The sequence below is a fragment of the Actinomadura verrucosospora genome, from assembly GCF_039540335.1.
Taxonomy (GTDB): domain Bacteria; phylum Actinomycetota; class Actinomycetes; order Streptosporangiales; family Streptosporangiaceae; genus Spirillospora; species Spirillospora verrucosospora.
This window is the reverse complement of record NZ_BAABEV010000003.1, coordinates 64,282-84,806: the sequence shown is the minus strand read 5'-3', so window position 1 is coordinate 84,806 and position 20,525 is coordinate 64,282. Positions and strand designations below refer to the sequence as shown.

At 70.3% G+C, this 20,525-nt stretch carries 17 protein-coding genes; 7 read left to right on the top strand and 10 right to left on the bottom strand.

Going from position 1 to position 20,525, the window contains the following annotated elements:
• Positions 1-55 precede the first annotated feature (55 nt).
• From vanX to ABD944_RS04430, 4 genes are all read right to left on the bottom strand, one after another.
• Positions 56-664 (bottom strand): D-Ala-D-Ala dipeptidase VanX, encoded by a 609-nt coding sequence (gene vanX / locus ABD944_RS04445; protein ID WP_345172659.1) that lies wholly within the window; start codon positions 662-664, stop codon positions 56-58.
• Positions 661-1,701 (bottom strand): D-alanine--(R)-lactate ligase, encoded by a 1,041-nt coding sequence (gene vanA, locus ABD944_RS04440; protein WP_345172657.1) that lies wholly within the window; start codon positions 1,699-1,701, stop codon positions 661-663. Before vanA ends, vanX begins: the two co-directional genes overlap by 4 nt.
• Entirely contained in the window at positions 1,698-2,687 is a 990-nt protein-coding gene (locus tag ABD944_RS04435; RefSeq protein WP_345173116.1) for a D-isomer specific 2-hydroxyacid dehydrogenase family protein, read from the bottom strand. The genes vanA and ABD944_RS04435 overlap by 4 nt, the downstream gene beginning before the upstream one ends.
• Before the next feature lie 437 nt (positions 2,688-3,124).
• Positions 3,125-3,322: a hypothetical protein gene (locus tag ABD944_RS04430; protein WP_345172655.1), complete on the bottom strand. Its 198-nt coding sequence runs from the start codon at positions 3,320-3,322 to the stop codon at positions 3,125-3,127.
• 212 nt (positions 3,323-3,534) lie between these two features.
• Between ABD944_RS04430 and ABD944_RS04425 the strand changes: the two genes are divergently transcribed.
• The gene (locus ABD944_RS04425) at positions 3,535-4,098 is read left to right on the top strand and encodes a dihydrofolate reductase family protein (RefSeq protein WP_345172653.1); all 564 of its coding nucleotides are present in this window, start codon (positions 3,535-3,537) and stop codon (positions 4,096-4,098) included.
• Between the two features lie 141 nt (positions 4,099-4,239).
• Here ABD944_RS04425 and ABD944_RS04420 read toward each other — a convergent pair whose 3' ends face one another.
• Positions 4,240-5,247: an RNA polymerase subunit sigma-70 gene (locus ABD944_RS04420; protein ID WP_345172651.1), complete on the bottom strand. Its 1,008-nt coding sequence runs from the start codon at positions 5,245-5,247 to the stop codon at positions 4,240-4,242.
• Positions 5,248-5,523: 276 nt separating this feature from the next.
• On the opposite strand from ABD944_RS04420, the gene ABD944_RS04415 reads away from it, so the two are divergent.
• From ABD944_RS04415 to ABD944_RS04405, 3 genes are all read left to right on the top strand, one after another.
• Positions 5,524-5,775 carry a DUF4873 domain-containing protein gene (locus ABD944_RS04415; protein WP_345172648.1) on the top strand — a complete coding sequence of 84 codons (252 nt, stop codon included), beginning with the start codon at positions 5,524-5,526 and terminating at the stop codon, positions 5,773-5,775.
• Positions 5,776-6,490: 715 nt separating this feature from the next.
• Entirely contained in the window at positions 6,491-7,279 is a 789-nt protein-coding gene (locus ABD944_RS04410) for an ABC transporter ATP-binding protein (RefSeq protein ID WP_345172646.1), read from the top strand.
• Positions 7,280-7,367: 88 nt separating this feature from the next.
• On the top strand, positions 7,368-9,719 hold the full coding sequence (locus ABD944_RS04405) for an FtsX-like permease family protein (RefSeq protein ID WP_345172644.1): 2,352 nt from the start codon (positions 7,368-7,370) through the stop codon (positions 9,717-9,719).
• A gap of 80 nt (positions 9,720-9,799) precedes the next feature.
• Here ABD944_RS04405 and ABD944_RS04400 read toward each other — a convergent pair whose 3' ends face one another.
• Positions 9,800-10,183 carry a DUF5997 family protein gene (locus ABD944_RS04400; RefSeq protein ID WP_345172642.1) on the bottom strand — a complete coding sequence of 128 codons (384 nt, stop codon included), beginning with the start codon at positions 10,181-10,183 and terminating at the stop codon, positions 9,800-9,802.
• Positions 10,184-10,238: 55 nt separating this feature from the next.
• Here ABD944_RS04400 and ABD944_RS04395 point away from each other — a divergent pair, with 55 nt between their 5' ends.
• The 3 genes from ABD944_RS04395 to ABD944_RS04385 all read left to right on the top strand — a co-directional run bounded on the left by ABD944_RS04395 (position 10,239) and on the right by ABD944_RS04385 (position 13,559).
• Positions 10,239-10,922, top strand: a complete 684-nt coding sequence (locus tag ABD944_RS04395) for a LysR family transcriptional regulator substrate-binding protein (protein WP_345172640.1) — start codon at positions 10,239-10,241, stop codon at positions 10,920-10,922.
• Positions 10,923-11,016: 94 nt separating this feature from the next.
• Positions 11,017-12,021 carry a hypothetical protein gene (locus tag ABD944_RS04390; protein ID WP_345172638.1) on the top strand — a complete coding sequence of 335 codons (1,005 nt, stop codon included), beginning with the start codon at positions 11,017-11,019 and terminating at the stop codon, positions 12,019-12,021.
• Positions 12,022-12,242: 221 nt separating this feature from the next.
• Entirely contained in the window at positions 12,243-13,559 is a 1,317-nt protein-coding gene (locus ABD944_RS04385; protein ID WP_345172636.1) for an MFS transporter, read from the top strand.
• Positions 13,560-13,697: 138 nt separating this feature from the next.
• Here the strand turns inward: ABD944_RS04385 and ABD944_RS04380 are convergent, their stop codons facing one another.
• From ABD944_RS04380 to ABD944_RS04365, 4 genes are read right to left on the bottom strand one after another with little or no spacing between them, the layout of a single operon-like run.
• Positions 13,698-14,924 (bottom strand): Wadjet anti-phage system protein JetD domain-containing protein, encoded by a 1,227-nt coding sequence (locus ABD944_RS04380; RefSeq protein WP_345172634.1) that lies wholly within the window; start codon positions 14,922-14,924, stop codon positions 13,698-13,700.
• Positions 14,921-18,265 carry an ATP-binding protein gene (locus ABD944_RS04375; RefSeq protein WP_345172632.1) on the bottom strand — a complete coding sequence of 1,115 codons (3,345 nt, stop codon included), beginning with the start codon at positions 18,263-18,265 and terminating at the stop codon, positions 14,921-14,923. The genes ABD944_RS04380 and ABD944_RS04375 overlap by 4 nt, the downstream gene beginning before the upstream one ends.
• On the bottom strand, positions 18,262-18,933 hold the full coding sequence (locus ABD944_RS04370; RefSeq protein ID WP_345172630.1) for a DUF4194 domain-containing protein: 672 nt from the start codon (positions 18,931-18,933) through the stop codon (positions 18,262-18,264). Before ABD944_RS04370 ends, ABD944_RS04375 begins: the two co-directional genes overlap by 4 nt.
• Complete coding sequence (locus ABD944_RS04365) at positions 18,930-20,465, bottom strand: DUF3375 domain-containing protein (RefSeq protein WP_345172628.1); 1,536 nt, start codon at positions 20,463-20,465, stop codon at positions 18,930-18,932. The genes ABD944_RS04370 and ABD944_RS04365 overlap by 4 nt, the downstream gene beginning before the upstream one ends.
• Positions 20,466-20,525: the final 60 nt, after the last annotated feature.

Below are 20,525 nucleotides of genomic sequence, written 5' to 3'. Positions count from 1 at the left end.
GACCTCATCGTTGCGGTCCAGAGCCCCCCACTGCGAGATGCAATGGAGGCTCCGATCACGTGATGGGAAAGTCGAAGTAGACATCAGGATAGGGCTCGTTTCTCAGCGTGTAGTGCCACCATTCGCAGTCGTAACGATCGAATCCGCAGTCCTCCATGATGGATCGGAGATGCTCACGGTTTCGGGCCTCGGATGGCGTGATTTCGCTGGCTTGATGACGTGAGATCGGGTCCATGAGGTCATGGCCGCCACCCATGAGGACGAGCTCACCGGTGGCAAGGTGATAGAGGGTCAGATCGACGGCGCCGCCCCTGCTGTGGCCCGACTTCGCGGCCACATATCCCTTCTTGACCATCTCGGCCCGGTCGATGTTCGGGTAGTGGTGCGACTTGGTCCGGCCATCCTCGGGCTGTTCCGACCAGCGCAGGAAGCAGTCGACGGCGCGTTGGGGGCGATACCCGTCCCAGAGAAGCAGCCCGAAGCCAAGGGAGGCCGCCTTCTCGCGTGCCTGCTCCAGGGCCGCGCACAGGGACCGGGTGCCGACGATTCGATTCGCGAGATATCCGTCAACCGGTTTGCCGGTGAAGTTGTCCCAGGTGGCGTACTTGGCATCCCAGCGGATTCCCGACACCCAGTCGTCAACGTAGACGAAGTCGTCGTTCACCGCTTCTTCCCGTGCAGTGTCATCGATATGAGCCGGTCGATCACGTCCGAGAGCGACAATCCCGCGGCGGCCATCATCCGCGGGTAGCGGCTGTAGGAGGTCATGCCGGGCATGGTGTTGACCTCGTTGAGCACCACCTGTCCGTCGTCGGTGAGGAACATGTCGACGCGGGCGAGCCCCTTGCAGCCCAGGACGCGGTAGATGGTCTTGGCGGTCTGCTGTGCGAGCCGGCGCGAGTCGTCGGAGATGTCGGCGGGAACGATGAACGTCGAGTTCTCCGAGCCGGTCTCGGGGGAGTCCTCCTGGTGGATTCTGAAGAATCCGTGCGAGAGGTCGACGCGGTCCACCTCGCCGGTGACCAGGCCGAATCGTTCTTCGAGGACCGCGCAGCCGATCTCGCCGCCGGCCACCGCCTCCTCGATCAGAACCTTCGAGTCGTACTGTCGCGCTGCGCTCAGCGCGCTCGGCAGATCGTCTTTATCGGTGACTTTGCTGACGCCGAACGATGAACCTGATCGCGCCGGCTTCACGAACACGGGATAAGGGATACGGTCGGAGTCGACCTTCTCGTTCTCCGCGACGACCCAGAAATTCGGCGTGGCGATTCCTGCGTTCCTGGCGACGGTGTAGGCCAGGGACTTGTCCATGCACACGGCCGAGCCCTGGATGTCGCAGCCGACGTAGGGGATGCCGGAGAGCTCCAACAGGCCCTGGATCGCGCCGTCTTCGCCGAGCTTGCCGTGAAGTACGGGAAAGACGAGGTCGAGGCGCACCGTCTCGTAGCCCCCCTGTCCCATGACCAGCAGACCGTGCACGCTTCGGTCGGGTGACAACGTGACGGGACGGGCGCGGCCGTTCTCCCAGTCCGCGGCGGGGCCGTCGCACAGTTTCCAATCGCCGTCGTCCGTGATGCCGATCCAGAGCGGCTCGTACTTCTCGGTGTCGAGGTTCCTCGCCACCTCGCGCGCCGACTTGACGGAGACGGGATGTTCCTCGCTGACGCCTCCGAAGATGACTCCGACCTTCAGTCTGCTCATGCTGTTCTCCCGCTCTCGAATTTCAGGCAGTTGATGAGAGTGTTCTCGACGATGTCTTTCAGGGCGTGCTCGGTGTCATAGGCGGAGTGCGGACTGATCAGCACATTCGGCAGGCGCTGCAGTCGCTTCAGGGCCTCGTTCTCGAAATGCCTGTTCCGGAAGTCGGCGTAGAAGATGCCTTCCTCGCCTTCGAGGACGTCCAGTGCCGCGCCGGCCAGCCTGCCGCTCTCCAGCGCGGCGAGGAGCGCCTCGGTGTCGAGCAGCGGTCCGCGACCCGTGTTGACGATGTACGCGCCGGGCTTCATCCGCTCGATGCGACGGCGGTCGAGGAGATGGTGGGTGTCCGCGGTGAGCGGGGTGTGGAGCGTCACGATGTCGCTCAGTTCGATCAGTTCGTCGAACGGCACGTGGTCGTTCGAGGCGTGAGATCGGTTGTTGTGGGCCAGCACGCGGCAGCCGAAACCTCGCAGGCGGTGGATGACCGCTGTGCCGATGCGGCCTGTGCCGACCACCCCGACGGTCAGGTCCCGCAACTCCTTGCCGCGAGTGTCGCTCAGCCGATAGTCATGAGCGTCGGTGCGGCGGATGGTGGATTTCGCGTGGCGGACGGCCATCAGCATCAACATCAACGTGTAGTCGGCCACGCTGTCCGGCGAGTAGGCGACATTCCCGACCGAGATACCGACGCGCGCGGCGTACTCCAGGTCGATGTGGTTGCAGCCGATGCTTCTTGTGGAGATGTATTCCACACCGGCTTTGCTGAGCGCCAGAAGCGTGGAATCGGTGACCTGAGTCTTGTGGTTCACGCTGATGCATCGGTTGCCACGTGCCAGTTCGGCGTTGGTCTCGCAGACGGCGGCCTCAGTGAGGGTAAGCGACAATCCGAGGCGTGCCCCCATCTCCTGGAAAAAGGCGGCTTCATCCTTGCCGCATCCAAAGACCGCGAGGCCTGTTGTCGGGATGGACGAGGAAGACCGCTCGGCCATCTCTTGGGCGCGACGGACCGAGGTCGCTTCGCTGTAGATCGAACCCAATTCGCTGGAGGCCATGTCCCAAGTAAAGACAGCGCCGTGTTATCAGCACGTATGCGATTTTCGATACGCGGGCGATATACCGCCCCAGCCCGCCGGGGGCACGTCAGAGCGTCATGAGGTGCCCTCGCCGACCGCCGCGTGTACCTGGCGCTCACCGCCCTGCTCTGGCAGGTCTCCCCTATGAACGCCGGACTCGCCATCCAGGCGACCATCGACCTCGCCGCTCTCCCCCTGGGAAGGTTTGGGCGTGCTGATCGCCTGGACCCTGGCGGCCTTCTGGTCGGCGGCCTGCTGCTACGGAATCTGACGCATGACGGGCGCCGGAGGCTCGGCGTGGAGAGCCTGGCACGGCCAGGGACACGGCGCGGGCGGTCGTAGAGCCCGACGTGTCATTTGCTCGGCTGGGGAACCTTGCAGTTGGCGGTGGGGTTGAGACCGATGTAGTTGAGCGGACCGGTGGCCAGGGTGATTCCGATGGTGGCGACTCGGGCGCAGCTGCCGTCGAATTGGGTGTAGTAGTGGCGCTGCCCCGCGGCGAGCGCTCCGATGGTCAGCCAGGCGACGAGCATCCACCGTCCGGACCTCATCGCTACCTCCGGTCACCGCTTCGCCGACCCTGGGGGTACGACAGTAACGACAAGGTCGTCCATAGTTAAGCAAGTCGGGGCGGGTGTGTCATGTCACCGACGTCTCGCGCAGCCGTTGGATCCACTGCTTGCGGACGCAGATCGCGCACCGATTAGGTTTCCGCGCCGCGCCCGTCAGTACTTGTGCGATCGACCCACAGGAGGCTGGCACGATGCGGAAACTGACCTTCGGCATGAACCTGAGCGTGGACGGCTACGTCGCCGCGCCCGGCGACGACATCGGCTGGAGCGCCCCGAGCGACGAGCTGTTCCAGTGGTGGTCCGACCGGGTGGGGGCGACGGAGCTGTCGCTGTACGGGCGCAGACTGTGGGAGACGATGAGCTCCAGCTGGCCGACCGCCGACCAGCAGCCCGGCGCCACACCGGCGCACATCGAGTTCGCCCGCCGCTGGCGGGACATGCCGAAGGTGGTGTTCTCCTCCACGATCAGGAAGGTCGACTGGAACGCCCGCCTGGTCACCGGCGACGCGGTCACCGAGATCACCCGGCTCAAGGGCGAGGACGGCGGCCCGATGGACATCGGCGGCGCCACACTCGCCGCCGCGGCGATGCGGGCCGGGCTGGTCGACGAGTACGTGCTGGTCACCCACCCGGTCCTGGTGGGCGGCGGCGCGCCGTTCTTCACCGCGCTGGACAGCTGGGTGAACCTGGACCTGGTCGAGACGCGGACCTTTCCCGGCGGCGTGGTGCTGACCCGGTACGAGACGAGGCGATGAGCGCGGGCCGAATGCTCGGAAGATGAGGACGACGGCGTCGTTGACCGCGATGGCTTGAAGACGCCCCGCCGGCGACGCCGGCGGGGCGGTGGTGTTCCGCGGTGACTTCGGTGCCGCCGACCGTGCGCTGGACTTGTCCGATCACAGCGTCGCGGGCAGGTCCAGCCATGGTTTGTCGGTGGCGTCGAATCCGGTGAGCTCGGCGATCTTCCCGTCGACGATGCGCAGGACCGCGATGTTGAACAAGCGGTACTCCGGGTCGCCGGGGGTGCGGAGGTAGAGCACGGCGGCAGGCATGCGGTTGACCGTCGTGGCGATGCAGCGCCAGTCGTCGCGGCCGGGCTGGAAGAGCCCGCCGGAGACCCAGCCGTCCACCGCGTCCTTGGCCGTGACGGTCAAGGTGCCCCGCTCGGGCAGCATCACGAAGCGCAGGTCGTCGCGCAGCAGGGCCGTCAGCCCGTCGAGGTCGTTGCGCTCATGGGCGTCGATGTACGACTTCACCACGCCGCGCTCGTCCTGCGACAGCTCGTTCGTGGCGGGGCTCCGCCAGTCGAGGCGGCGGCCGGGCAGCTGCTCGCGCATCGTCACGCGCGCCCGCTGCAGTGCGCTGGTCACCGATGCGACGGTCAGTTCGAGAGCGCCCGCGACCTTCGACGCCGGCCAGCCGAGGACGTCGCGGAGGATGAACACCGCCCGCTGCCGCGGCGGCAGGTGCTGGACGGCGACGATGAACGCCAGCTCGATCGTCTCCCGCGCCACCAGCGATTCCTGCGGGTCCTCCGGGAGCATCCGGTCCGGGTAGGGCTGCAGGTAGATCACTTCCGAGCCCGCGTCCGGCAGGTCGGCGGGCACGGGTGTGCGGTCGTTGCGCTTCTCCAGGAAGTCGAGGCAGGTGTTCGTCGCGATCCGGTACAGCCAGGTCCGCGGCGAAGCGTGGCCCTTGAACGACGCCCGCTTGTTCCACGCCCGCAGGAACGTCTCCTGCGTCATGTCCTGGGCGTCCTCGTAGTTCGCGAGCATCCGGTAGCAGTGCACCTGCAGCTCACGCCGGTGGCGCTCCGTGATGAGCGCGAACTGCGCCGTGTCATCCGAGCGGGCGGCCGCGATGAACGCGGCCGTGTCGGCGCCTGGCGGCGTGGCGTCGGTCATGGTCGTCAATCCTTCCGCGGGTGGCGAGGGGCTGCCAGAACTGACGACGTGGCGGAGGATTTCTGATCGGTGAAGCAGCCGACACCGGGCCGTTCGTCAGGCCGGATGGGTCGGGGTCGATCCAGGCACGTGTTCGGCGCCGCCGGGCGCGACGCCACTCGTCCAACGAAGGGTATCCCCCGAGCGCTCCAGCGGCGGCCTGGGAACGTCCGACCCTCGCACTAGGGTTCGTCTTATGAACACATTCCGCACCAGCCGTGATGAGAAGGCCCCGGCGTGAGCCGGTACCGGGGGTCCGCCACCCTGATCGACAGCGCGGGAACCGAGATCGAGGTCTACGTCGATCTGCGCGCCAAGCAGCGGGAATGGTCCGGGACCGCGACCATCGCCGACTTCGATGCCGACGGCTCTCACGACCAGACGCTGAGGCTGCCCGACGGCCGCGAGGGGCAGGTCACGCTCAACGGTTCGCAAGCCTGGTCCGACGTCATCACGCTGGTCGGAAGCGGTCCGCCGCCCTTCGCCTAAGCGGGGGCCGAGGGAGGTTCGGGCACCCCGGCGGTCACCTGACGGGCTTGCCGCGCGCCTCCTCTAGCGGCTGCCGCATGTCTCGATCGTGGGCATCTCAGCTCCTGCTCGCCTGCCGGGGCGACGGGACCTCACGCGTCCCCTCCTGAACGCCCGGCCCCGGCCGCCTGGACGCTCACCCCATCCGCGGTGCGCGGCGTTGTCCTGCTGACGCGGGCACTCGCCCGGCTTCGACGGTCTTTCCGTCGCCGGGCTCACGGGCTGGATCGATGGCCCACTGCACCTGGGGCGCTCTGCGCTCTTCAGCCCCGGCACTTACGGCCTCGCTGGCTGCGGCGGCAACTCCGCGGGCGTGCCGGAGATCGCCCATCAGCCCGAGCCAGGGTCCTTCGTTCGACCGCCCTCGGGCCGCCGACGGACGGCACGCCTGCGCCGCGGAACAGCCGGTCACAGGCATCGTGACCGGCCGTGTCTCCCCGCTGTTGCGGGACAACCCTGAGAAGGACCCTCGGGAAGATCGGGGATCGTTCGGGGTGCTCCCCAATGGCGAGGCGGTGTCACCGACCTCAAGACTCGACCCATGAGCTTCGCCAGCTCGCCGACGCGTCGAGCTCGATGAGTGGCGCCTACCCCGCGGGAGAAATGAGTTGCAGTGCGCCTTGTAGGAAGACGCCGGAATCGCGGCGGCCTGGCCCCGGTGGACGCCCTTCCAGTAGTGGTGCGGCTGGACAACGTGGTTCGCCGTTACGGGGGCGGTCAGGCCGAGGTGGCCGCCCTGGATGGCGTGTCGCTCGACTTCGGACCTGGGACGTTCACCGCGATCATGGGGCCGTCGGGCTCCGGCAAGTCGACGTTGCTGCACTGTGCTGCCGGGTTGGACCGTGTGGACGAGGGCCAGGTGTGGTTGGCCGGGCAGGATCCGTCCCGTCTGCCGCGGCGGGCGTTGACCGAGCTGCGGCGTGACCACACCGGGTTCGTCTTCCAGGCGTTCAACCTGATCCCGACGCTGACGGCGAAGCAGAATGTGGAGCTGCCGGTACGGCTGGCAGGCCGTGTACCCGACCCGGACCAGGTGGCACGCTCGCTGGACCGGGTGGGACTCGCCGACCGCGCCGACCACCTGCCGACACAGCTTTCGGGCGGTCAGCAGCAGCGGGTGGCGGTCGCGCGTGCGCTCGTCGCCCGCCCCCGGGTGCTGTTCGCGGACGAGCCCACCGGGGCTCTGGACATCCGTTCGTCGCGGGAGGTCCTCCGCCTGCTGCGTGACACCGTGGCGCAGAGCGGAACGGCCGTGATCATGGTGACGCACGACCCCGTGGCCGCGGCACACGCCCAGCGGGTGGCGTTCCTCGCCGACGGGCGTCTCGTCGGCGAGCTGGCCGGTGCGAGCGCGGAGAGGATCGCCGCGCGCATGGCGCTGCTGGAGTCCGGTCGATGGGCCGATGGTCAGGACGGCCACGCGCCGGACCGTTCCGGTGAGGGAGCCGTCCGTGCGCGGGGTTGACCGGCTGACCTGGGAGCTGGGACTGGCCAGCGTGCGGCAGCGCTGGTCGAGCTTCGTGGGAGCGTTCGTGGCCCTGGCGGTCGGGACGATGATCACGGCCGCCAGCGTTCACGTCCTGTCGGCGACCACGAGTACGCCCTCACCAGGGCCCCAGCGTTTCGCGGCGGCTCAGAGCGTCGTCGTCCCGGTCGACGGCCTCGGGACGCCGTTGCCGGCCCCGGCGGGCCTGCCCCGAGAGGCCGTGGAACGCGCCCAGCGCGCCGGCCCGGCCGTGGTGGATCGCAGCTTCGCGGTTCGAAGCCTGACCGGGGGCGGGGCGGAGGCTTTGGGGCACGGATGGTCCTCGTCGTCCCTCGCCTCCTACAAGCTGCTCTCCGGGCATCGGCCGGTCGATGACCACCAGATCGTCGTGACGGCCGACGACACCGGCTCCGCTCCCCTGGGTGAGCAGGTCAGGGTGGTGACGCCGCTGGGAACGGCGTGGTACACCGTCGTCGGCGCGGCAGAGCGCAAGCCGTTCGAGGACGCGGTCTTCTTCACTGACGCGGAGGCCGCTCGCCTGTCCCCGGCTGTGAACGCGGTGGCCGTCCAGGCGCCGGCCTCCGCGGTTCGTGCTCATGTGCCCAGCGAGACCGCCGGAGTGCTCTCCGGCGACCTGCGGCGGGTGGCGGATCCGCCCACTGTCGGCGGTATCGGCAAAGCCCGGTCCGTCGTGCAGATGACCACCGGGCTGTCGGTCTTGGTGGTGGTGTTCGTCCTGATCGCGACGTTCGCCTTCGTCGTCGAGCAGCGGTCGCGCGAGCTGGCGCTGCTGAGTCTGGTGGGCGCCTCGCCCGCGCGGATCCGGAGGATGGTCCGTGCGGAGACCGTGGTGGTCGGCGCCGCCGCGGCGCTGCTGGGGTGCCTGCTCGGAATCCCCGCCAGCCTGCTGCTGCGGTCCTGGATGGTGGCCAACCGCCTGGCACCGGAGTGGTTCCACGTCGGTTTCCACCCGGTGGCGTTGGTGATCGCGTTCCTGGTCGGCATCGGAGCGGCGGTGCTCGGCTCCGCCGCCGCCTCATGGCGCGCGTCTCGCGCCGAGCCCCTCGACGCCCTGCGGGAGACGATGGCCTCGCCCCGCGTGATGTCACCGGTGCGGTGGATCCTCGGTGGCCTGATCCTGGCCGTCGCCATCACGGTCGCGCTCGTGTTCGCCGTGATCAGCCCTTCGAGCGCCGCCAACCCCGGAACCTATTTCGAGGTGCCGATCCTTTGCGCGGCGGGTCTCGCGATTCTTTCGCCGGCGCTGGTCCGCCCAGTGGCACGGGTCGTGACCTGGCCGCTGATGCGCTTCGGCGCGCTCGCGCTGGTCCTGCGGCAGAGCACCCTCAACGGGGGACGCCGTGTGGCTGCCATCGTGACGCCGGTCGTCCTCGCCGTCGGCATGTTCGGCGGGATGATCAGCATGCAGGATTCCGGCCGTGACGCGGCCGCCCGCCAGCGCACTGCCGCGGTCCGGGCCGACTTCGTCGCCACTCCGGACTTCGGCGGCACCTTCAATCTCCCAGCCGTCTCCGCCCTGCGCCACGCCGGCGGCGTCCGGAGCGTCGAAGTGACCGACGAGGTCGTCACCCTGGCCACGAAGGGCGGCCAGGTCCTCGACACGGTCGACGCGCGAGGCGTCGACCTCAGCGCCCTCGGCGACGTGGTGACGCCACGGGTGCGGCAAGGCTCGCTCGACGCGCTCCCCGCCGATGCCATCGTGGTGAGCCGCGACCTGGCCGCCTCCGCCGACCTGCGGATCGGCCAGCTCCTCGTGGCGCGGATCGGCAACGGTCATCGCGTCACCGTGCATGTCGCCGCCGTTGTCGACTCAGTGCTCGGAGGCGGTGCGGCCTACGTGCCCGCCGAGCTCCCGGGAAGCATGACGCCCGGCACAGCGTTCCTCCGCACCCTCCCCGGCAAGAGCGCGACACCGCAGTTGAGAGAACTGCGCGAAGCGGGCGTGCGAATCGAGCCCGTCTCGACGTACGTGGCCCGGGCGAGCCAGGCCGAGAAGGAGGACTCGCATCTCGCGAACGTCGTCATCCTGGGCATCGTGATGGCCTACGCCCTCCTGGCCCTCGTCAACACCCTCGTGACGAGCGTCTCCGCGCGACGGCGAGAGATCGGCGCCCTCACCCTCACCGGCGCCACCCAGCGGCAGATCGTCGGCATCGTCGTCAGCGAGGCAGTGCTGGCGGTGGCCGTCGGCACCCTGGTCTCGATCCTCTCCGCGGGAGCGGTGCTCGGACTGCAGCACGTCACGCTGAGCCGCGTCATCGACCATCCGCCTCTGGCACTGCCCTGGACCAGCCTCTGGCAGATCGTCGCGCTGTGCACCGCGACAGCCGCGCTCGCTGCCTTCGTCGCCGTCTGGCGCACCCTCGCACGCTTCGAGGCCACACCCACAAGCGTGTAACGGGCCGATGACCAGCAAGAAGGCCTGGACACCGGTCGGGCTGCGGGACGGCCACAGCTCGGCCGGGGGCATGAGGTGAGTCAGGACTTGGCGCGCTGCTGTTTGAGGCGGAGTTCCTCTTCGCGGACCTTGGCCCGGATGGCCTGCTCGCGCACCAGCCAGTCGGGGTTCTCGGCCTTCAGGTCCTCGATCTCCGCGGTGGTGAGGGGACCCGTGATGCCTGCGCGGGCCAGACCTGAGGCGGAGACACGGAGCTTGGCGGCGATGACCTGGCGGGGGTGGGGGCCGTCGCGGCGAAGGTCGGCGAGCCAGGCGGGCGGGGCAGCCTGGAGCGCGTTCAGTTCGTCCCGGGAGACAGGGCCCTCCTGGAACTCGGTGGGCGCTGCCGACAGCAGGATCCCCAGCTTCTTGGCCGCGGTCGCGGGCTTCATGGTCTGCGGGGTCTTCGCCTTGGACGCGCTCATGACCTCAAGGGTAGCCAGCGGCGGGGGGCCGCCTGGACGTGGCTAGGCTGGGGCGGTGACCGAAGGTGAGTTCCGGCTGGCCTACGTGCCGGGAGTGACGCCCGGAAAGTGGGCCGGGGTGTGGGCCGAGCGGGTGCGGGATGTGCCGCTTCGGCTGATGCAGTTCCCCGCCGCCGAAGTCGTCCCCCTGCTGCGGAAGGGCGATGTGGACGCGGCGTTCGTGCGCCTGCCCGTCGACCGCGAGGGCCTCCACGTGATCCCGCTCTACCTGGAGACGACCGTCGTGGTGGTGCCCAAGGACCACGCGGTCGCCGCGGTGGAGGAGCTGGAGCTTGCCGATCTCGCCGACGAGGACGTGTTCGAGCCGCTCGACGAGGTCCTGACCTGGGACGACCGCCCCGGGCAGCCCGCCTTCACCCGTCCCGAGACCACCGCTGCCGCGATCGAGCTGGTGGCGTCGGGGGCCGGCGCCCTGCTGCTTCCGCAGTCTCTGGCCCGCCTCCACCACCGCCGGGACCTCACCTACCGCACCGTGACCGACGCTCCCCAGTCCCAGATCGGCCTGGCCTGGCTTGAGGCCGTGACGACCGACCTCATGGAGGAACTGATCGGGATCGTCCGCGGCCGCACCGCCAACAGCTCCCGCGGCCGCAACGCCCAACAGCAGCCCGCCCGCAAGAAGCCGCAGCGCCGGCGCTCCACCCCCAAGCGCCGCCAGCCGAAGCGCCGCCGGACGTGAAGAAGGCCGCGCTCGGCGGCGGTAGCGTGCACAATGCTCTGCACGGTCGTCTCGTTCCGGCCGGCTGGTACTCATCCTTCCCGTGGGCGTGAACATGGACGCTGAGAAGCAAGGGGCCCCCGTTCAGCCTGGCCGGCTCGCGAACCTCCGGTCCAGGCTCCGCGACGGGCAGGACCGCCCGCCGACCTCGGTCTTCGTCGTCGGCACGCTGTTCTCGGGCTCGACCCTCATCGGGCGCGACATGACCACCCGGATCCGGGGCGCCCACTACGTCGGCGAGCTGAACAACTTCACGCAGATGCCCGACTACAGCCACAAGGACGCCGGCCGAGGCTGCGGGCCCTGCTCACTGCTCGGCAAGGAGTGCCGGCACTTCACGGACGCGCTCCGGGAGCAGGTGTCCTACGACGACATCATCGGCATGCACCGGCGGTTCGCCCGGTCGCTGGGCGCCTCGGCGGTCGTCGACGGGAGCAAGTACGTCACCTGGCTCCGGCAGGCCGTCGAGCAGCAGCTCGCCGCCCCGGCGGACCGGGCGCAGGTGAGCGCGATCGTCACGGCGCGAAACCCGATCGCCTTCGCGACCAGCTACCGGAACCGGACGGGGGAGCCGCTGTGGCGGGGCGCGGGCATCTGGCGGGACACGTACGTGGACGCCCTCCGCACCGCCAACACGTACGGTCTGCCGCACATCGTCGTCCGCTACGAGGACCACATGGCGCATCCGGAGCGGTCGCTTGAGCGGCTGGCAGGCTTCCTGCACCTTCCGCTGGACGCGGAGCCCGACAACACGAGGATCCACGACACAGGCGGCAACTGGAGCTCCTTCGTCCCGTACGTGGGGAAGGAGCAGCTGGAGGACTACATCCAGCGGCTCGACGGTCCCGGGCGCGCGGAGGCGGAGGACTTCGTGAGGCATGCGCGGGCGTACTGGAACGACGAGAAGCCCCGGGAGGACACCCGCTGGCGGGGCGGCCTGGAGGCCGGTGAGGCCAACGCGGTCCTCAGCACTCCGGGACTGACCGACGTGGCGAGCATCCTCGGCTACAACGTCGCGGAGGTCGTCCAAGCGGCCGTCCGGGGCGCGCCGGCGAAGTAGTCCCACCGGGGAAGGCGCCAGGTCCTCGCTCAGTGTGGAGTGGAAGCCGCTGAACCGAACCGCGGGTGAGGCGCCCCCTGGGTGAGCCCGCCCTGCGCATCGTTTGCGGTTCAGATTGCACATCCATCCATCTCTTGCTTTGTCGTGCACTGGCCGGACGGTCCTTGCCGTGGCGTTTCAAGGGGCGCCATGAGAAGACCACGCAAACGAGAGGAATAATGATGTCCGACATTTCGGGCAAGGATGGAGCCGAGTCCGCAAGGGAGGGCCCGGCAGGCAGGGATCCTGAAGCGGTTCAGCAGGACCCCGGCCTGTTCCGCGCGCTGCGGAACCATCGCAACTACCGGCTGTTCATGACGGGTCAGAGCGTCTCCGGTGTCGGCACCTGGATGCAGCTGACCGCCCAGGACTGGCTGGTGCTGGAGCTGACGCACGGAAGCGGCGCCGCAGTCGGCATCACGGCCGGCCTGCAGGCACTGCCGGTGGCGCTGTTCAGCCTGTACGGCAGCGTCCTGGCCGACCGGTACCGCAAACGGCGCGTCCTCCTGATCAGCCAGGCGGTGATGGGGGCGCTCGCGCTGGTGCTCGGCCTGCTCACCGTCACCGGTTCCATCGAGGTGTGGAATGTGTACGCTCTGGCCTTCGGTCTCGGCCTGGCCGTAGCGCTGAACAAACCGGCCTGGATGGCGTTCACCTTCGAGGTGGTGGGGCCCGACGACGTGTCCAACGCCGTGGGCCTGAACAGCGCGACACTCAACACGGCGAAGATTCTGGGCCCGGCCGTCGCCGGCGTACTGATCGCCGCCGTCGGCACCGGTCCGGTCTTCCTCATCAATGCCGCGTCGTTCGCCGTCATGGAACTCGTGCTCTGCCTCATGCGTGAGGACGAGCTGTACGTCAAGGCTCCGCTGGCACGGGCAAAAGGCCAGTTACGCGAGGGCCTGCGCTACGTCCGAGACCACCGCGACCTGCTCATGGTGATGACCATCATGCTGCTGGTCTCCGCGTTCGGCATGAACTTCGCGGTGACCGATGCCCTGATCAGCCGAGAGGTCTTCCACACCGGAGCCTCGTCATTCGGCCTTGTCACGACGATGATGGCCGTCGGCGGGCTGGCCGGCTCGCTGCTCTCCGCCCGCCGGAGGCAGCCGAGTATGCGGGGCATGCTGACCGCGGCGGCAGCCTTCTCGGTGCTCGTCATCGTGACCGGGCTGATGCCGAGTTATTGGGCGTTCGCGGCCATGCACCTACCGGCGGGCATGGCGATGACGTCGTTCGTCACAACGGCCTCTTCTCTCACGCAGCTGAGCGCTCCGGAGGAGATGCGCGGCAGAGTGACGGGCTTGTACGTGCTGACGCTCATCGCGAGCAACCCGATCGGCTATCCCCTGATCGGCTGGCTGGCCGAGATCTTCGGGCCACGTTCGACCCTGGTCATCGGGGGCTTCGTGTCCCTGGTCTCAGTGGTGGGCGCCGTCGCCGTCATGGCGCCGGTGGCCACGGGGCTGCTCGCACGCGGAGCAGCGCCGCGGCCCTGACCAACCCCGTCGGCACGCAGTGCTGGCGCGACTCACACTCAACGAGTGCTCCAACCAAGGGCCCGGCGTCAGCCGGGCCCTGCTCACTTGGACCGCCTGCCCCCGGACGCGGCCGAGGCGAGAAGGCCGGCGGCCCGGTTACGGGCGGGATTTCGCGGCGGCGTCCAGCAGCCGGGTCACCGCGTGGTCGAGGGGGATCATCTCCTGTTCGATCCGGCGGAACGGGGTGGGGCCTGCGGTCGCGACGGTGTCGTAGGCGGTCGCCTCGGCTTCGGTGAGGTGCGGCAGTATCGCCGGGGACGGCCTGATGGGACGACCCGCAGTGTCGTGATTCACCCCGTGCCGGGCGTAGTGGTGCAGGTCGGTGGCGTCCATGAGGATCGAGGTGACCGGCTTCGGTGGCGCGTCGTCCGGGGCGGGCTCGGCCAGTGCGGCCCGGAACCGGTCGAGGATCGCGTATCCGTCCGCGTCGATGTCTCCCCAGTAGACGATGTGGTCCGCGGCACGGAGCCAGGGGACGTTCGCTAGGAGGGCCGCGGCCGCCTTGCCGCCGCCCTCGACCACGATGGTGTCCCGCACCGGTGGGAACCAGAGGCGGCAGTCGCGGTTCTCGACGACGAGAACGGTCCGCGGCCGGTAGGCGATGTCGTGCGTGTCGCCGGTGGTCCATGCGTCGTGTCTGCGGCGGCCCGACGCGACGTGATCGGGGTCGACGTAGGTCAGGTGCAGCACGGCCGGGCGGGGGCGGACCTCGTCCCGGACGTCGCGTCCGGCGACGTCGCGCAGCAATGCGCCATGGGTGTCGAGCCACTTGGTGTGCATGCCGGGGACCGGGAGTTGCCGTGCGGTCCATGCGCCCGCGTCCGGGTTCCGGCGCAACCAGGTCACCGCGCTGAGCAGCACCTCCGCGTCGTCGGCTCCGAGCCGGCAAGCGGCCCGGACGGTGGCCGGGGTGAGGACCGCGCCGGCGGACCGCAGCGACGACGCGAGCGCGCGGGCGCGGCCGACGTCCACGGGCGGCGGTCCCGATTCGGAGACCAGGGCGACGGCGGCGTCCAGGCCCGCGACGAGCATGGCGGGGTAGTCGTCCGTCACGCCTTGGACGGACACCGGCTTGCGGACGACCTCCACGCCCGTGGGGTGCCGGCCTGCGAACTCGCGCCAGCGCACGTGCCACTCGTGCCAGGCGGCGTGCCCGATCCGCGCCACCGCGCTGCCGGTCGACACGCCGGGGCGGAGCGGGACGGAGAACGTGACCGGCTCTCCGGCGCCGAGGTCGGCGCACACGGCAGCCGCCCACTTCTGGTGGACCTTGCGGCGGAGCGACTCGACCGCGCCGGCCGGGGTGACCAGGCGGGGGGTCATGCGTCGGGAACCGCCACGATGGGTTTCGCCCACGACCGCCCCTCAGCGTTCTTGAGGGTCAGGTACTCGGCGTCCACGTGGGGCTCGATCGCGCTGTGCTTGTCGTTGGGGGCGCTGATGACGAGTTGGAAGCCGAGCCCCCGCCACGCGCCGATGGCTCGGCCGGTGAAGTGCGCGTCCGCCTTGATCAGCGCCTCGTCGAGGAAGACGGGGGCGTAGCGGGGGCGTTCGGCGCCCGCGTCGCCGAGCTGGTAGCGCAGCGCGGCGCCGACGATGAACGCGACCAGCTCCTGGGACTCGCCGCCGGACTTCTCCCCGATGTGGTCGTAGACCGCGACGTGCTCGCCGGCGAGGTCGATCTTCTCCGCGCTGATCCGGACGTGGTTGCGCACGTCGACCAGGTCGGCGAACTCGGGCGCCGTGCGGCGGATGCGGTCGATCACCCTGGCCATGCGGTGGTAGGCGCGTTCCCGGTCGGCGTCCGTGGCCGCCTTGTCGATGACGGCGCGCACGTCGCGCAGCTCCTTGCGGAACCGGGCGCGCACCGCGGAGTGGCTCTCCTGCGGGTCGATGCGCAGCCGGTGGCCGTCGTCGGCGAACGGCAGTTCGGCGAGGATCCGGTTGACCGGGTCGATCCGGTCGCGGATCTCGCGGACGGCGGCGGCGAGCTCGCTGTCCAGGCTGGTCAGGTCGTTGCCGGAGAGTCTGAGCAGGCTGTCGCGCCACTCGGTCTCCAGTTCGTGGAGGCCGCTGGTCTCCAGATCGGTGAGCAGGCGGTCGAAGTCGCGGTAGGAGTCCTCCGGTTCGGTGCCGAGGTTCGGGTTCGGCCAGCGCTCGACGAACATCGAGAACGTGTCCCGCAGCGCCTTGCGCGACCGTTCGATCTCCTCCTCCGACGACGTGCGGTCGGCGCGCATCCGTTCGGAGCCGCGACGGTGCGCGGCGTCGAACTCCCTCAGCGCGGCCGCCGGGTCGGCGCCGTCGGGGACGGCGTCGAACAGCCCCGTGAGGTAGTCCCGGTGCTCCGCGCTCACCTCGGTGCCGGTCGCCGCGGCGGTGTCGAGCGCCTTCTGGGCGCCGTCCACCTCGTCGACGATCGACTCCCACTGCTTCTCGAGCTCGTGCAGTTCCCGCTTCCGCCCGCCGACGCGCTCGGTCAGGTCCTTGATCTCCTGCTTGAGCTCCTCCGCCTCGCGCTGCAGCCGGTCGATCTCCGGGTTGCCCTCGCGGACCTCGTCGATGACCTGCTTCCAGCGGTCCCGTTCGGCGGCGACCGACGCGACGTCCACCTGCTCCCAGGACAGTTCGGTCACCGCCTGGTGGGCGGTGCGCCGCTCCTCGAACGAGTTGAGGGTCCGCTCCGCCTCCGCCTCCCGCGCGACGGCGTCCTCGTGGCGCTCCCGGGCGTGCCCGATCCGGGTGTCGAGGTCGGCGAGCAGCCGGGTGTTGCTGAACCCCAGCAGGTTGGCCCGGCCGTGGCCGCCGTGCGCGCCCCGGCTGCCCTGCGACATCTGGCCGGTGATCGTGAGCGCCTTCGCGTGCTGCTTCAGCAGCTTGGGCGTCTCGACGCAGACGAAGTCGAAGCCGCGGACGAGTTCGCTCTTGAGCCAGGCGGTGAACGGCGACGGCCGGTAGTCGAGCCGGCCGGGGAGCGTCCTGTCGTTCAGTCCGATCTGGTCGTGCATGCCGGTGCGGACGCCTTCGAACTGGATGCGCCGGGGAAGGCTCACCGCGTTGATCGCCTCGCGGAACGCGTTCAGCCGGCCGATGTCGATCAGCATCCGGGTGGCGAATCCGCCGAGCGCCAGGTTGAACGCCTCCCGCCACGGTTCGAACTCCGTGCGCACCTCGATCAGCTCGCCGACGAACGGCAGGTCGTCCGGGGTGACCCCGGCGGCGTCGGCGAGCCGGTCGCGGGCGGTGTGCAGGTCGGCGGGGATGTTGCCGCGGCGGGCTTGCGCCGCCGCGCGCTCGTCGCGCAGCCCGGCCAGGTCGCGCGCGGCGGCCGCGGCCTCCCCCGCCGCCTTCGCGAACGCGTTCTGGGCGGTCTTCCTGGCCTGGGAGTCCGCCAGCGCCCGCCGCGCCGTCTCGGCCAGCGCGGCGAACTCCTCGCCGGTCGACACGGTGGCGCCGATGGCGCCCAGGGCCCGGTCCAGCCGATCCCGGCCGCGTTCGACGTCGGCCAGCCGCCGCTCCACGTTGCGGATCTCCCGGAGCGCGGTCTCCAGCCGGTCGCCGCCGGACGCGCGCAGGGTGTCCAGCAGCGCCTCCCGCCGGGACTCCGCCACGCCGATCGCCGTGGCCGTCTCCGCCACCTGCTGCTCGGCCCGCCGGCGCCGTCCGGTCAGGTCCTGCTCGGCGGCGCGCAGCAGGTCCAGCCGGCGTTCGTGCCACCACAGCGCCGCGGGGGACGCCGGGTCGGTGAACGATCCGACGGCCTCGATCACCCGCAGCCGCGCCGCCGCGCCGTCGATGGCCCTGCGGTGGTCGCGGATGGGGGCCAGCGCCCGCACCTGCCGCCGGGCGGTGATCATCCGCTCGCGGGTGCCGGACAGCTCGTCGAACTGCTGCACCACCTCGTCCGCCGTCGCCAGGGTGGACGGCTCCTCCAGGACCATCGTCTTGTACAGCGCGTCGACGGTGGTGATCTGCTGGCCGGCCTGGATCCGGCCGAGCAGCCCGACCGCCTTGTGCCCGTCCCCGGCGGCGCCGATGCCGAGCGCGGTGTGCAGCCGGGCGGTGAAGTCACGGTCGGTGCCGAAGCACGTCAGGCCCGTCGCGGCGACCGCGTCGCGGGCGAACCTGCTGCCCGCCGGGCCGTCCAGCTCGCGCAGGTCGTAGTCGTCGTCGCGGACGGCGCGGACCACGACGACGTCGTCGAGGGCACGCGCGGACGCCGGCACGTACCAGGCCCGGATCGCGGTGAACACCGCACCGCCCCGGTCCGCCCAGGTCATCGCGATCGCCGTCCAGGTGTCGCGGCCGTCCCCGCGCAGCACCCGCACCTTCGTCCCGCCGTCCGTCCGCGATTCGTCGAGCTTCCCGCGCGCGTAGGAGAGGATGTTGCGCTGGTCCTTGCCGCGCGGCCGGCCGACCACCCCGCCGTTGGACGCCCCGTTGAACGGCGTGGTGTGCGGCATCAGCAACGCGATGTAGGAGTCCATCAGCGTCGACTTGCCCGACCCGGAACCGCCGCTGAACAGGGTCGCGCCCGGGGCGAACCGGACGCGGTGATACCCGTCGTAGCCGCCCCAGTTGACCAGCTGCAGGTCCCTCGCGACCCACTGCTGCCCGCGCGATGCCGCCGGGATCAGCCCGAACAGCGTGTCGATCATGCTCATGACGCGGCCTCGTTCTGCTCCCGCAGCCACCGGCTCAGCTCGGTGAGCTTCTCGGTGCTCAGCACGACCTCGACCAGCGGCGTGATCCGGTACCGGCCGGCGGACTCCTCCGCGAGCAGCCCGTCCTTGGCCAGCCGCTCCACCGCGTTGCGGATCTCGCGCTGGCCGCGGGCGAGGTTGTGGTCGTCCGGGTCGAAGTAGGTGAGCACGGTCTGCTCCAGCTCCTCGATGTCGACCCGCGCGGACGTCTCGCCGGTCCCGCGTTCCCGCTGGAAGACGGTCCGCAGGTGAACCAGCACCAGGGTCTCGGCCCGGGTGTAGGGGTCGTCCTTCAGCAGGATCGGGACGTCCAGCTCCGCCGAGCGCACCTGCTGCTTGTAGGCGATGCCCCGGTCGTGGTCGACCACGAGCCGGACGAACAGGTCGTGCAACCGCGACTCGATGAGCTGCTGGTTCTCCAGCAGCGTGCGCCACTGCGCCGAGTTCTTCTCCGCCAGCAGGAACCTGCGCTGCAGCAGCCGCACCAGCACCCGCCGCACCTCCACGTCCAGCGTGCCCGTGTCGCCGGCGAACAGTTCGGACGGGTCGTCCTCCATCGCCACCGGGTCGATGAAGCCGGCCTCCGCGCCGGTCGCCCAGTCGTCGTCCGCGCCGTTCGGTTCGCTCATCGCCGCTCCCCCGGCCCCTCGTCGTCGGCGCCGGACCCGTCCGCGGCGGCGGACGGCGCCGGGTTCGCCGCCAGCACTCCGCCGAACGCGAGACGCCGCCGGGTCTGGTCGGGCCGGACCGCGTCGACCACCGCGACCTCGGCCGTGTCGGTCATTCCGAGGCCGTGAGCGATCTCCAGCAGGCCGAGCAGGTCCACCGGCCGCCGTATCCGCTCGGCCGCCGCGCGGAACGCGGCCGCGACGTCGACGCCGTCCGCGTCCCCGTCCCCGGCGAACGCCGCCAGATGCGCGCGCAGTTCGGCGTACTGGGGACCGCCCCATGCCCGGGTGTCCGCGTCCGGCACGTCCTCCACCTCGTCCCATTCCCGCAGCGGCGTGGGCGGCTGGGGCGGACGCAGGTCGCTCAGGGTCTGGCGCAGCTGCCTCACATCGGCCACCGGCAGGCGGCGCAGCGGAGCGACGACCGCGCCGCGGCGCGACCTCGGCACCCACGTGTGGAACCCCGACATCACGTCCCGCAGCAGCTCGTCCACCTGGCGGTCGCGCATCGGGTCGTGGTCGCGGACCTGGGTGGTGATGACGTGCGACGCCTGCCGCTGCGCGGCCAGCACCTCCTTGACGCCCTGCTCGATCCGGCGTGCGACCTCGGCGAGTTCCCGCCGCTGCGGCTCCGGCATCAGCTCGGTGAACCCGTGCCGCAGCACGGTGCGCAGCAGGTTCCACAGGTCGTCGATCTGCGCCGGGTCGCCGATCAGGCGCATCGCCCCGGCGAACGCGCGGCCCTCCGGCGTCGTGTCCATGATCTGCCGGCCGCGCTCCAGGTACTCGCGCAGCACCTCCCCGGTCGGCCGCGCATCCTGCCGCAGGTCGGCGACGACGTCCCGCTGCATGGCCTTGATCGACTCGGCGACGCGGGCGAAGTCGGCGGGCAGCTCCCGCGCCAGATGCAGCACGTTCTCGGCCGCCTCCAGCAACTGGTCGTCGTCGACGGTGTCGATGACGCCGCCCCGTTCGAGCCGTTCGAGTTCCCTCCGGCGTTGATCGATCTCCGTCTGGAGGCGCGCCATCCGGGCCATCACGTCCGGGTCCGCGTCCTGCGCGAGCCGCTCGACCGCCTCCAGCAGCGTCCGGACCCGGGACTCCGACACCCTGGTGCGCGCCCCGCCGACCCGGCCGGCCACCTCCAGCGCGCCGACCCCGTGTGCGGACAGCCGGTACACCTCGACGTCGTCGGAGACCTGCCGCACCAGCCAGCCCGCGTGCACCCACTGCCTGCACAGGTCACGGGCGTTTCCCGCGGGCAGGGGCTGGTCGCCCTCATCGCCGTAGCCCGCCGCCCGCAACTGTTCGAGGGCGTCGGCGACCTCCGCGTGGGCGTCCGCCACCGCCACCGCCGGCCGCTCCGGCGTGAACATCATCGCGAGCACCGTCACCACGAACGGCGCATAGGTCCGGTGGAGCAGATCGAGCATCGGGTTCTGAAACGCCCGAAGGGCACCCTGATATGCACCCTCCACCCCTCGTGTTCCCATCGCCCACAAGAATAGGACCTGCGCCACCACGCCACGCATCCGAAAGCAGGGCCCTCACTG